This is a genomic window from Dokdonella sp., assembly GCF_035511235.1.
In the GTDB taxonomy this organism is placed as follows: Bacteria; Pseudomonadota; Gammaproteobacteria; order Xanthomonadales; family Rhodanobacteraceae; genus Dokdonella.
On sequence record NZ_DATKFQ010000024.1, the window covers coordinates 23,805 to 36,298 of the forward strand.

At 71.2% G+C, this 12,494-nt stretch carries 13 protein-coding genes; 7 read left to right on the plus strand and 6 right to left on the minus strand.

The window, feature by feature from the left end; genetic code table 11:
* Positions 1 to 19 precede the first annotated feature (19 nt).
* From VMR06_RS10805 to VMR06_RS10815, 3 genes are read left to right on the plus strand one after another with little or no spacing between them, the layout of a single operon-like run.
* On the plus strand, positions 20 to 1,165 hold the full coding sequence (locus tag VMR06_RS10805; protein WP_325376111.1) for an ABC transporter permease: 1,146 nt from the start codon (positions 20 to 22) through the stop codon (positions 1,163 to 1,165).
* Positions 1,162 to 1,914, plus strand: coding sequence for an ABC transporter ATP-binding protein (locus VMR06_RS10810; protein WP_325376113.1), 753 nt, complete (start codon positions 1,162 to 1,164; stop codon positions 1,912 to 1,914). Before VMR06_RS10805 ends, VMR06_RS10810 begins: the two co-directional genes overlap by 4 nt.
* Positions 1,914 to 2,933 carry an HlyD family secretion protein gene (locus VMR06_RS10815; protein ID WP_325376116.1) on the plus strand — a complete coding sequence of 340 codons (1,020 nt, stop codon included), beginning with the start codon at positions 1,914 to 1,916 and terminating at the stop codon, positions 2,931 to 2,933. The genes VMR06_RS10810 and VMR06_RS10815 overlap by 1 nt, the downstream gene beginning before the upstream one ends.
* Positions 2,934 to 3,011: 78 nt before the next feature.
* Here the strand turns inward: VMR06_RS10815 and VMR06_RS10820 are convergent, their stop codons facing one another.
* The 6 genes from VMR06_RS10820 to gshB form a co-directional block, all read right to left on the minus strand.
* Positions 3,012 to 4,694 (minus strand): hypothetical protein, encoded by a 1,683-nt coding sequence (locus VMR06_RS10820; RefSeq protein ID WP_325376118.1) that lies wholly within the window; start codon positions 4,692 to 4,694, stop codon positions 3,012 to 3,014.
* Positions 4,695 to 4,849: 155 nt separating this feature from the next.
* A complete protein-coding gene (locus VMR06_RS10825; RefSeq protein WP_325376120.1) occupies positions 4,850 to 5,797 on the minus strand; it encodes an aspartate carbamoyltransferase catalytic subunit in 948 nt (315 codons plus the stop codon).
* Positions 5,794 to 6,258: a Holliday junction resolvase RuvX gene (gene ruvX / locus VMR06_RS10830; RefSeq protein ID WP_325376123.1), complete on the minus strand. Its 465-nt coding sequence runs from the start codon at positions 6,256 to 6,258 to the stop codon at positions 5,794 to 5,796. Before ruvX ends, VMR06_RS10825 begins: the two co-directional genes overlap by 4 nt.
* Entirely contained in the window at positions 6,242 to 6,817 is a 576-nt protein-coding gene (locus VMR06_RS10835) for a YqgE/AlgH family protein (RefSeq protein ID WP_325376126.1), read from the minus strand. Before VMR06_RS10835 ends, ruvX begins: the two co-directional genes overlap by 17 nt.
* A gap of 66 nt (positions 6,818 to 6,883) precedes the next feature.
* Positions 6,884 to 7,738 (minus strand): TonB family protein, encoded by an 855-nt coding sequence (locus VMR06_RS10840; RefSeq protein ID WP_325376128.1) that lies wholly within the window; start codon positions 7,736 to 7,738, stop codon positions 6,884 to 6,886.
* On the minus strand, positions 7,738 to 8,685 hold the full coding sequence (gene gshB, locus VMR06_RS10845; RefSeq protein ID WP_325376129.1) for a glutathione synthase: 948 nt from the start codon (positions 8,683 to 8,685) through the stop codon (positions 7,738 to 7,740). Before gshB ends, VMR06_RS10840 begins: the two co-directional genes overlap by 1 nt.
* A 266-nt stretch (positions 8,686 to 8,951) precedes the next feature.
* On the opposite strand from gshB, the gene VMR06_RS10850 reads away from it, so the two are divergent.
* The 4 genes from VMR06_RS10850 (at position 8,952) to VMR06_RS10865 (ending at position 12,490) form a co-directional block, all read left to right on the plus strand.
* Positions 8,952 to 9,308 (plus strand): response regulator, encoded by a 357-nt coding sequence (locus VMR06_RS10850; protein WP_325376166.1) that lies wholly within the window; start codon positions 8,952 to 8,954, stop codon positions 9,306 to 9,308.
* 34 nt (positions 9,309 to 9,342) lie between these two features.
* Positions 9,343 to 9,708 (plus strand): response regulator, encoded by a 366-nt coding sequence (locus VMR06_RS10855; protein WP_325376133.1) that lies wholly within the window; start codon positions 9,343 to 9,345, stop codon positions 9,706 to 9,708.
* An 11-nt stretch (positions 9,709 to 9,719) separates the two neighbouring features.
* Positions 9,720 to 10,271 carry a chemotaxis protein CheW gene (locus VMR06_RS10860; RefSeq protein ID WP_325376135.1) on the plus strand — a complete coding sequence of 184 codons (552 nt, stop codon included), beginning with the start codon at positions 9,720 to 9,722 and terminating at the stop codon, positions 10,269 to 10,271.
* A gap of 188 nt (positions 10,272 to 10,459) precedes the next feature.
* Positions 10,460 to 12,490, plus strand: coding sequence for a methyl-accepting chemotaxis protein (locus tag VMR06_RS10865; RefSeq protein WP_325376138.1), 2,031 nt, complete (start codon positions 10,460 to 10,462; stop codon positions 12,488 to 12,490).
* The last annotated feature ends 4 nt before the right edge of the window (positions 12,491 to 12,494 follow it).

Below are 12,494 nucleotides of genomic sequence, written 5' to 3' on the forward strand. Positions count from 1 at the left end.
AGCCGGCCCGGACGCCGCGATGACTGAACGCGGCATCGACGGCACCACCCTGCTGGCCTGGCGCAACCTCGCGCACGATCGCGCGCGCTTCGCCGCGACGATCGTCGGCGTGGTCTTCGCGGTCATGCTGATGGGCGTGCAGCTCGGCCTGCTGGTCGGCTTCACGCGCACGACCTCAGGCCTGGTCGATCACACCGACGCACCGCTGTGGATCACGCCGGCCGGCACCACGAACCTCGACATCACCGGCCGCCTCGAATTGCGCCGCCGCTACGAGGCGCTCGGCGTACCGGGCGTGGCGCGGGTCGATCCGCTGATGATGCAGTTCGGCTTCTGGACGCGGCCGGACGGCGGCAGCGAGAGCGTCGGCTTGGTCGGCTTCGATCCGGTGCGTGGCGAAGGCGCCCCGTGGCGGCTGGTCGAGGGACGCCTGGCCGATCTCGAACAGGACGACGCGGTCGTGATCGACCGCCTCTACGCCGGCAAGCTCGGCGTCGCGCGCATCGGAGACACCGTCGAGATCAACCGCCGCCGCGCGCGCGTGGTCGGCTTCACGCAAGGCATCCGCACGTTCACGCAGAGCCCGTACGTGTTCATGCACCACCGCCACGCGCAGCGGCTGGCCGGATTCCCCGACACGCAGACCACGTACCTGCTCGTGCATACGCGCCCCGGTGCCGACACCGAGACGGTCCGCGCCGCGCTCGAGCGCCGGCTCGGCGCGGTCGACGTCTGGCACGCGCGCGACCTGGCGCGGCAGGCGCAGACCTACTGGATGATCACCACCGGCGCCGGCTCGGCGCTGCTGCTGGCGGCCGTGCTCGGCCTGATCGTCGGCGTCGTCATCGTCGGCCAGACGCTGTACGCGACCACGATGGACCGCCTGCCCGAATACGCGACGCTGCGCGCGATCGGCGCGCCGACCGCCTATCTCAACCGCGTGATCCTCAAGCAGGCCGCGATCAGCGCCGCGATCGGCTATGCCGGCGGCATGCTGGCGGTGCTGATCGTCGTCGCGCTGTCCTCGCGCACCAACGTGGCGGTCGCGATGCCGCCGTGGCTGGCGGCGGTACTGGCCGCGCTGACGGTGCTGATGTGCGCGTTCGGCGCGGTGGTCTCGGTGCGGCGGCTCATGCGGATCGATCCGACGGCGGTGTTTCAATGAGCGATGCCCCGGTGAGCGGCCGCCGCGTGGTGCATCTGCGCGACGCGCGCGTGACCTACGGCCGCGGCGCGACCGCGTTCGAGGCGCTGCGTGGCGTCGACCTCGGCATCGACGCCGGCGAGCTCAGCCTGCTGCTGGGGCCCAGCGGCTCGGGCAAGACGACGCTGCTGCAGGTGATGGGCTGCCTGCTGCGTTCGAGCGGCGGCGAGGTCGCCCTGTTCGGCCATTCGCTGGCCGGCCTCGACGCCGAGGCGCTGGCGCGGCTGCGGCTGCGCCACGTCGGTTTCGTGTTCCAGCACTACAACCTGTTCCCGACCTTGCGCGCCTGGGAGAACGTCGCGATCGCGCTCGATCTGAAGGGCGTGCCGCGCGCGCGCCGCCGCGGCGAGGCCGAGCGCCTGCTCGACCGGCTCGGCCTGGCCGACCGGCGCGATCACTTTCCGGCCGAGCTCTCCGGCGGCCAGAAGCAGCGCGTGGCGATCGCGCGTGCCCTGGCCGGCGCGCCCGAACTGCTGCTCGCCGACGAGCCGACCGCGGCGCTGGACGGCCGCACCGGCCAGGAAGTGGCCGCCGTGCTGCACGAGCTGGCGCACCGCGAAGGCTGCGCGGTCGTCGTGGTCAGCCACGATCCACGCATGGAGCGCTTCGGCGACCGTATCCTTCACCTGGAGGACGGCCGGCTCATCGACGATCGCCGTCCGTCCGCGCCGGATGCCGGCGCAGGTTTCGTCCACGGCCCAAGTCCCTGATGCGCGCCTACGCTCCGCTGTGCCTGTTGCTGCCGTTGCTCGCCGCCTGCGCGCGCGCGCCGGATTCTGCGCCCGCGCCCGCGGCCGAGGAGCCGCGCGTCGCCGCCGGCGGCCTGGTCGAGCCGGCCGGCGAGGAGCGCGTGATCATCCCGCAGCTGTCCGGACGCCTGGCGCGCGTGCTGATCGACGAGGGCGACGCGGTCAGCGCCGGCCAGCTGATCGCCGAGATCGAGAACGCCGAGTATCGCGCCGCGCTGGCCGCGGCCGAGGCACAGGTCGCGCTGCGCCGCGCCGAGCGCGAGCGGCTGCGCAACGGCGCGCGCCGCGAGGACGTCGACCAGGCGGCCGCGGTGCTGGCCGCGGCGACCGCGCAGCAGCGGCTGGCGGCGGCCGAGGCGAAGCGCCGCGCGACGATCGCCGAGCGCGGCCTGATCAGCGCCGAACAGCGCGAGCAGGCCGAGGCGCAGGCCGCCGCGACCGAAGCCGAACGCCGCCGCGCGGCCGCCGCGCTGGCCCTGCTCGAGGCCGGCGCGCGCCGCGAGGATCTGGACGCCGCCGACGCGGCGCTGGCCGCGGCCGAGGCCGAGCGCGATCGTGCCCAGGCGCTGCTCGAGAAGAGCCTGATCCGCTCGCCGATCGACGGCACCGTGCTCAAGCGCGACCAGCGCGAGGGCGAGACCGTGGTCGCGCTGGCGCCGATACCGCTGGCGCGCATCGGCGACCTGCGCCGCCTGCAGGTGCGCGCCGACGTCGACGAGCTCGACATCGGCCGCGTCCGCGCCGGCCAGGAGGCGAGCGTGTATTCCGACGCGTTCGCCGGCCAGCGCTTCGCCGGCCGCGTGAGTCATGTCAGCCGGCGCATGGGGCCGCGCAACCAGTCCTCGGGCGATCCGGCCGAGAAGCAGGACGCCAAGATTCTCGAAGTGCTGATCGCGCTGGACGGCCAGCCGCCGCTGCCGGTCGGGCTGCGCGTGGACGTGTTCATCCGTGCGCTGCCGGTCACGCAGAGCGAAGACTGAAGCGGCGGGGTGGCACCGGTGGCGCCGCCCCGCTTGCGAGGACTGCAGCGGGTCCGGCCGGCCGGACCCGCGCGTGCATCAGGGCTGCGCCAGCTCGACATCCTGCACGAAGACCAGCCCCTTCGGCGTCGCCTCGATGCGCTGGTCGAAGTGCTTGAACCACTGCTCGTACAGCGCGTACATGCGGACCTGGCCGTCCATCATCGCACGCTGCTCCTCCGGCATCGCCTCGGCGAAGCGCTTGGTGGCATCGCCGATCAGGCCGTAGAGCCGGCTGCTGTAGCGGAACGACAGCAGCTGCGCGTCGGTCGCGGCCGGCTCGGCGATCCAGCTGCCGAGGTCGCCGCCGGCGCTGCCGGTGCCGAACGCGATGCCCAGCGCCTGCGGCACCATCGCGGCCTGCGCGAACTCGACGAAGCTGGCCGCTTCCGGCGGCAGCACCAGATCGACCGGCGTGCCGTCGGGACGGATCTGCACGTCGCGCAGCGCCGGCACGGCGAGCTGCGCCATGCTGACCAGGGTCGCCGGATCGCCGCTGGCGACCAGCAGCTTGGCGGCGAAGTCGGGCTTGTCGGCGGTCCAGTCGAAGCGGTCCAGACTGATGCGCAGACCGGTCAGATCGCTGAGCGGCGGCGGCACGGTCTGGCCGATCTTCGCCTTGAGGTCGGCCGCGCTGCCGTTGAGCGAAGCCAGGGCCTCGCACTGGTACGGCGCGGCGAGGATCGCGTCGGCCTGCTTCTCGACGAAGTCCTTGAGCTTGAGCACCGGCACCGACAGGCTCAGATCGAGCAGGTTGCGGGCGGTCGAAGCCGAACCGGGCGGCGGCACCGCCAGCGCCTGCACCGACTGCGCGAGGGCTGGGTCGAGCTCGAGCAGGCTGCGCATCGTCATGTGCCCGGCATCGAGCGCGGTGTAGCCGAAGCTGGCGCGCGGCATGTGCGCGACGATCGCCTCGGCCTCGGCGCGGCAGGTCGCGTCGAGCGCCGGCGGCGTCTCGGTCGCCAGTTTCGCGAAGGCCTGGTAGCCCGGGTCGCGGTCGATCAGTGCGACGACGCGGCGCAGGTCGACCCAGCCGCTGCCGTACGGCAGATAGCCTTCGGCGGTGTTCAGCGCAACCAGCTCGCCGGAGGCGGCCAGCGAGGATTCGGGCCGGTCCAGGCCGAGCAGGCGGCGCTTGAGCGCCTCGTCGGCACTGGTCGGCGCCAGCGTCGCGACCAGATGGCGGCCCTGGATCGCGATCAGCCCCTGCACCTCCTCGGCACCGACGATCCACAGATCCTGCTCGCCGATGCGGCCGGTGCCGAGCTTCGCGCCGGCCTTGCTCTCGACGCGCGCGACGGCGGCGCGGAACGCGTCCGGATCGGCCAGCTCCACGCGCAGCACCGGAATCAGGCCGACGCCGTAGAACGCCGAGCGGATCTGCATGCCGAGGCCGATCTCGGCCAGCTTCTCGGGCGTGTCGCGCGGCGCGAGTTCGTCGTACAGCGCGCGCACCACGCGCGCCGCGTCGGCGTGCTTGGGATCCTTCTCCAGCTCGGTCACGACCGGCGCGAGCTGCTCGAACATCGCCGGCCAGAACACCTTCATCTGTGCCGCGAAGACCTGCACGGTCGCCTCGGGCAGCGGCTCGACGTTGGCGACCACGTACGGCGTGTCGGCCGGAATGAACGCGAGCGGATCGGAAATGTCGGCCTTCTTGCCGCAGGCGGCGAGGGCCAGGGCCGCGCAGGCGATCGCGAGGCGTTTGACGAGGATGTCCATGGGTGTCTCCCTGATGATGAAGATGAGAGGGCCGGCGGCCCGGCGCGGGCCCCGTCCCCAGATCGGCGCAGCCGGCCCCGGCAACGAGCCCCGGCCGTTCCGCGCGCCGGCAGCCAGGCCGTCGGCGTGCGGTTGAAACCCGACGCGGCGGCCCGTCAGCGCTCCAGCAGCGCGGCCAGCACCGCCATGCGCACGAACACGCCGTTGGCGACCTGCTCGAGCACCAGCGACTGCGCGCCGTCGGCGACCGCGTCGGCGATCTCGATGCCGCGGTTCATCGGCCCCGGATGCAGCACGACCGCGCCGGCGGCGGCGCGCGCGAGCCGCGCCGTGTCCAGGCCGTAGCGCGCGTGGTACTCGCGCTCGTCGGCGATCATCGCACTGGCCATGCGCTCCTTCTGCAGGCGCAGCATCACGATCACCTCGGCGCCTTCCAGCGCCGCGTCGAAATCCTCGAAGCGCGTGCAGCCGGGGAACGCGTCCGGATCCGGCAGCAGCGCCTGCGGACCGCACAGGCGGATCTCGCGTGCGCCGAGCGCGGCGAACACGTCGGCGTCCGAGCGGGCGACGCGCGAATGGCGCACGTCGCCGCAGATCACGACGCGGCGCCCGGCGACCGCGCCGAGCCGGTCGCGGACCGACAGCGCGTCGAGCAGGCCTTGGGTCGGATGCGCATGATTGCCGTCGCCGGCGTTGACGATCGAGGCGGCGCGCGCGTGCCGGGCCAGCCGCTCCGGCGTGCCGTTCTCCTTGTGGCGCACGACGAACGCGTCGCAGTCCATCGCCTCGAGCGTCGCCAGCGTGTCCTCGAGCGTCTCGCCCTTGCTGGTCGAGGAGGCGGCGATGTCGAAGTTGACGACCACCGCGCCGAGCCGCCGCGCGGCCAGCTCGAAGCTGGTGCGCGTGCGCGTGGACGGCTCGAAGAACAGGTTGGTGACGGTGCGGCCGGCCAGCAGCGGCGGCAGCGCGGCGCCGCCGCCGCGGCGCTGCGCGTCGCGCAGGTCGGCGGCACGGTCGAGCAGGGCGGTGATGCGCGCGGCGCCCAGGCCGTGCAGCGAGATCAGGTGGCGCAGGCGTCCTGCGGCGTCGAGTTGGTCGGTCATGACGGGATCACGGCAACGGAATCGTCGGGGGCGGCCATCCAGGCTTCGAGGATGACCTCGGCGGCGAGCGCGTCGATCGACGCGGCGTCCTTGCGCCGCGCGGCGCCCTGGGCGCGGCGGTCGGCAAAGCGGCGGCTGGCCTCGCGCGAGGTATAGCGCTCGTCGGTCGCATAGACGACACGGCCGTAGCGCCTGCCGAGCGCGGCGGCGAACGCGCGCGCGCCGCGCGTGGCGGCCTGTTCGCCGCCGTCGAGCGTCAGCGGCAGGCCGACCACGAACGCATCGGGCTTCCACTCGCGGACCAGGTCGTCCAGGCGCGTCCACTCCGGCGCGGCGCCGTTGCCGATCGTCGTCAGCGCGCGTGCGCTGCCGGCCAGGCGGTTGCCGACCGCCACGCCGATCAGGCGGCTGCCGTAGTCGAAGCCGAGCACGGTGAGGATCGGGTCAGGCGTTGCCGACATAGCCGGCCAACTGCACCAGGTCGCTGACGCCGAGGATCGCCGCGGCGGCCTGCCAGCGCCGGTCCAGCGGCGTCTCGAACAGGATCTGTTCGCTGACCGGCGCGGTCAGCCAGGCGTTCTCGCGCAGCTCCTGCTCGATCTGGCCGGCGCCCCAGCCCGAGTAGCCGAGCGTCACCAGCGACTGGCGCGGCCCGTTGCCCTCGGCGATCGCGGCGAGGATGTCGCGCGAGGTGGTCACGCTGATCCGCTCGGAGATGCGGAACGAGGATTCCCACTCGCCGTGCGGCGAGTGCAAGACGAAGCCGCGCTCGGGCTGCACCGGCCCGCCGATCAGCACCGGCGCGTCGTTGACGTCGGTCAGTTCCGAGCGCATCGACATCTGGTCGAGCAGGTCGCCGAGACGGTACTCGGACAGGCGGTTGATCTGCAGGCCCATCGCGCCGTCCTCGCCGTGCTGGCACACGAACGTGACGCTGCGCGCGAAATTGGCGTCGCGCAGCCCGGGCATCGCGATCAGCAGTTGGTTGGCCAGTCCGCTCGAAGCTTGCATGGGCCGCATTGTACGGCGCCGCGCCCGCCCTGCGCGCACCCGGCATTCACCGGACGGACAGCGAACGCGGCCCGATCACTGCGTGCGCAGCACGTCGCCCGGCAGGAACTGCCAGGTCCGCGTGATGTAGAGCTCGTCGACCTTCTCGGCGGTGTCGGGCACGGCCGGGAACGGCGAAGACAGATGGATGCTGCGCTCGGCGGCTTCGTCGAGCGCCTTGTGGCCGCTGGACTTGATCACGTCGACGCTGCGCACGCTGCCGTCGCGGTTGAGACCGACCGTCATGATGACCTCGCCCTTGAGCTGGTGGCGGCGCGCATCGTCGGGGTAGTTGAGGTTGCCGACGCGCTCGACGCGGGCGACCCAGGCGCGCATGTAGGCCGCGAACGCATGCTCGCGCGTATTGGCCGAGATGTACTTGCGCTTGGGCCGCTTGGCGTAGCGCTGCGACTCGCGCTGCAGCTCCTCGGCCAGCCGCGCCATCTCGAGCCGGCGCTGCAGCGCCTCGCGCTCGGCGAGCTGCGGCACCGGCTCGGTCTGGGGCGCCTCGCGGTCGGTCCGCACGCTGAAGTCCGAGCGCTCGCGCGTCAGCATCTCGGCCCGGCGTGCCGTGCTCGGCCGCGGCGCGCCGTCCTCGGTCGGCAGCGGCGCGATGCCCTCGGTCGCCTTCGGCACCGGACTCGACAACCGCTCGCTCGGCCGCAGCGGCTGGTCGGCGTCGCCGCCGCCGCTGTTGGCGGCCTGGGCCAGGAAGTCGGCCTTGTCGGGCTGCTCGCCGCTGGCCGACTGCACCAGGATCACGTCCAGCGACGGCAGGTGCGGCGCGGCCTTCTCGTACTCGAACGTCAGGCCCAGCGCGATCACGGCGTGCGCGACCACCGAGAACAGCAGCGTCACGCCGAGCCGGTCGGCGATGCCCGGCGCCGCCATCAGCGCGGGCCGGCCTCGAGCCGGTCGAACAGCTGGCCGGCGATGTTGAGCCCGTACTGCGCGTCGAGCTCGCGGATGCAGGTCGGCGAGGTGATGTTGATCTCGGTCAGGTAGTCGCCGATCACGTCGAGGCCGACGAAGACCAGGCCGCGCCGGCGCAGCTCGGGCGCGACCTCGGCGGCGATCCAGCGGTCGCGCTCGGACAGCGGCACGCCGACGCCCTTGCCGCCGGCGGCCAGGTTGCCGCGGAACTCGTCGCCCTGCGGAATGCGCGCCAGCGCATACGGCACCGGCTCGCCGTCGATCAGCAGGATGCGCTTGTCGCCGGCGTCGATCTGCGGAATGAACTGCTGCGCGATCGCGAGCTGGCGGCCGTTCTCGGTCAGGGTCTCGAGCAGCACGTTGAGATTGGGATCGCCGTGGTGCGAGCGGAAGATGCCGCGGCCGCCCATGCCGTCGAGCGGCTTCAGCACGACCTGGCCGTGCTCGGCCGTGAAACGCTTGAGCTCGGCGGCGTCGCGCGCGACCAGGGTCGGCGCGATGCACTGCGGAAACTGCAGCGCGAACAGCTTCTCGTTGGCGTCGCGCAGGCTGCGCGGGTCGTTGACGACGCGGGCGCCGCCGCGCTGCGCGAGCTCCAGCACCATCGTGTCGTAGACGAACTGCGCGTCGACCGGCGGGTCCTTGCGCGCCAGGATCAGGTCGATCGTGCGCAGGTCGCGCCAGACCGCGTCGCCGCGGCGGAACCAGTCGTCCGGATCGTCCTGGACCGACAGCGGCGCCAGCCGCGCGTACGGCTCGGCGCCGCGCAGCGCGAGATCGCCCTGGGTCATGTAGAGCAGCGTCCAGCCGCGCCGCTGCGCCTCGAGCAGCATCGCGAACGTGGAGTCCTTCTTGACCCGGATCTTCTCGATCGGATCCATCAGGACGGCAAGGGTCGAGGGCATGGGCACTCCGCGTCGGGCCGTCGGCCGGAAAATGGGATGGGCACACCGTTTCCGGTCGTCACCCGCGGCATATACTACAGCCACGATCGCGAGGGGACGCCGGCCGGCCAGGTCTCGAGCCTGGCTTTTTGTCGTTCTTTCTTGCGCTTACAAAAGAAACTTGACAGTCTCGCTAAGCGACGGTTAAGAAGCTCGACTCGGCTTGGTGGTTGGGGAATCCGCAGGTGGACGAGGCAAGAACTGACAACCTGGGCGGCCTGAAGGTCATGGTCATCGACGACTCCAAGACCATCCGCCGCACCGCCGAGACCCTGCTGCGCAAGGAAGGCTGCGACGTCATCACGGCCACCGACGGTTTCGAGGCGCTGGCCAAGATCTCCGACCAGCAGCCGCACATCATCTTCGTCGACATCATGATGCCGCGCCTGGACGGCTATCAGACCTGCGCGCTGATCAAGAACAACCAGCTGTTCAAGTCCACGCCGGTCATCATGCTCTCGTCGAAGGACGGCCTGTTCGACAAGGCGCGCGGCCGCATCGTGGGATCCGAGCAATACCTGACCAAACCGTTCACGCGTGAGGAACTGCTCGGCGCGATCCGCCGGCACGTGGACCTCAAATGAGTGGACCGGCCATTCGACGCGATGGGGGCACGCGATGGCACACATATTCATCATCGACGACTCGCCGACGGAAGTCCGCGTGCTCACCGGCTTCCTCGAGAAGGCCGGGCACCGCGTCAGCAGTGCGCCGAGCGCCGAGGAAGGCATCGACCAGGTGCGCCGGGCGAGACCTGATCTGGTGATCATGGACATCATCATGCCGGGCATGAACGGGTTCCAGGCCACGCGCCAGCTCAGTCGCGACGCGGCCACCTCGGCGATCCCGGTCGTCATGGTGACCACCAAGTCGATGGAGACCGACCGCATCTGGGCGCTGCGCCAGGGCGCCAAGGCGTTCATGACCAAGCCGGTCGCCGAAAAAGAACTGCTCGGCCAGATCGACGACCTGCTGTCGGCCTAGAGGACCTCACGATGTCGACCTCCGCCCCTGCCTTCCTGAGTCCGTTCGAAGCCCTGGCCGAGTACGAGCGCCGCAGTCTGGCGCACGCCGCCGGCGCGCCCGAGCAGGCCGAGGCGCCGGGCCTGTGGCGCGGCATCGGCTTCCGCGTCGGCCAGCGCTACCTGGCCAGCACGATCGGCGAGGTCAACGAGATCCTGACGCTGCCGGCGATCGCGATCGTGCCGGGCACGCGTTCGTGGCTGCTCGGCGTCGCCAACGTGCGCGGCAGCCTGGTGCCGGTGATCGATCTGAAGGATTTCGTCGAAGGCACGCCGACCCAGCTGACCGAGAACAGCCGCGTGCTGATCGTGCGCCAGCAGGCCGGGCGTGTCGGCCTGCTCGTCGACGAGGTGCTCGGCCAGCGCAGCTTCGCCGACGAGCTGCGCGAGCAGGCGGTGGCCGAGGACGACGCGCGCTACGAGCGCTACGTGCGCGAGCGCGTGCCGCTCGGCGAGGTGCTCTGGGGCATGTTCAGCATGGCGGCCCTGGTGCGCGCACCCGAATTCCAGCAAGCGGCGGCGTGAAGCAGCGCGCCTCGCCGCCGACCGGACCAGCCGCGGCGCGCAGCGCGCGGCGGAACGCGAAACGGGCTGCGCCGCCGACGGCGGCGCCGGTCACCAGGAGAGTCATGCCAGGTATGGCAAGGGGGCGTACGGATGTCCTGATGACGCTGATCTGGCCGTATCGAGTTTCACGTTGAGGTAGAGAACCGATGAGCACTACTAGCGGCAATCTGGCGGCGAAGGAGCGGGGCGGCAACTGGTGGCAGATCGTCCTGCTCGGCCTGCTGCTGGCGTTCGTGATCTTCAACTTCGGCTGGATGTACATCAAGAACGGTCAGGACCGCCAGGCGGTGGCCTACACGACCGAGATCCAGGTGAAATCGCAGGAGCTGGCCAAGTTCGCCTCCGAGGCGGCCGGCGGCAACCTCGATGCGTTCAACCAGCTCGACGCGCGCCGCAAGGAGATCGACGCGCGCGTGCGCTACCTCAACGAGGGCAACCCCGAGGTCGGCATGCCCGGCTACCAGGGCGAGGAAGGCGCCAGCGCCGCGCTGGCCAAGCTCAGCGACGGCTGGCGCGTGCTGTCGGCCAAGGCGGCCGGCATCCTCAGCCGCAAGGAGCTGGTGCTCGACGCGACCGCGACCGCGTCGGACTTCAACACGCGCATGCCGGTGCTCAACTCGCGCATGAACGAGGTCGTCAACATCCTGACCGACCGCAATGCGCCGGCCTCGCAGGTCTACATCTCGGCGCGCCAGATGCTGCTGGCCGACCGCATGATGCGCCGCCTGCAGGAAATCCTCGCCGGCGGCCAGAGCGAGGCCGCGGTCGGCGGCTTCCAGCGCGACGCGCGGCTGTACGGCACGGTGCTGTCGGGCCTGATCAACGGCGCGCCGGAACTGTCGATCCGCCCGCTCGACAACGCCAACGCACGCACGATCCTCGACGACGTCAACGAGCAGTGGGGCATGCTCGGCAATCCGGTGCAGCGCATCATCGACGCCGGCCCCGGCATCGACGAGGTCAAGGCGGCCTCGATCGACGCGTCCAACGAGAGCGGCAACGTGCTGATGCGCGCCGCCGAACTGGCCACGGCGATCGAACGGCTGCCGAACGCGCGCCTGCTGCCGAACCCGATCTTCGGCGCGGTCGCCGGCGCAGCCTCGCTGCTGATGCTGCTGATCCTCGGCTTCAGCCTGATCCGCGACCAGCAGAAGCGCTACCACGTCACCGCCGAGCTCAACCACCGCAACCAGGAGGCGATTCTGCGCCTGCTCGACGAGATGGGCTCGCTGGCCGAAGGCGACCTCACCGTCAAGGCGACGGTCACCGAGGACATCACCGGCGCGATCGCCGACTCGGTCAACTTCGCGGTCGAGGCGCTGCGCTCGCTGGTGACGACGATCAACGAGACCGCCGTACAGGTGGCCGCCGCCGCGCAGGAGACGCAGGCGACCGCGATGCATCTGGCCGAAGCGGCCGAACACCAGGCGCAGCAGATCACCTCGGCGTCGGCCGCGGTCAACGAGATCGCCGTGTCGATCGACGAGGTCTCGCGCAACTCCTCCGAGAGCGCGGACGTCGCGCAGCGGTCGGTGGCGATCGCGACCAAGGGCGTGACCGTGGTGCGCCAGACGATCGACGGCATGGACTCGATCCGCGACCAGATCCAGGAGACCTCCAAGCGGATCAAGCGCCTGGGCGAATCCTCGCAGGAAATCGGCTCGATCGTGGAACTGATCAACGACATCGCCGAGCAGACCAATATCCTGGCGCTCAACGCGGCGATCCAGGCCGCGTCGGCCGGCGAGGCCGGTCGCGGCTTCGCGGTGGTCGCCGACGAGGTGCAGCGGCTGGCCGAACGCTCGGCCGGCGCGACCAAGCGCATCGAGACGCTGGTGCAGACGATTCAGTCCGACACCAACGAGGCGGTCAGCTCGATGGAGCAGACCACCGCCGAAGTGGTCTCCGGCGCGCGCATGGCCGAGGACGCGGGCCTGGCGCTCGGCGAGATCGAAAAGGTGTCCAACGATCTGGCGGACCTGATCCAGAACATCTCCACCGCCGCGCGCCAGCAGTCGCTGGCGGCGACCAACATCTCGGCGACGATGAACGTCATTCAGGAAATCACCACCCAGACCTCGGTCGGCGCCAGCCAGACCGCCGAGTCGATCGGCAATCTGGCCGAGCTCGCGGCGGACCTGCGCCGGTCGGTCGCGGACTTCAAGCTGCCGGGTTGATGCC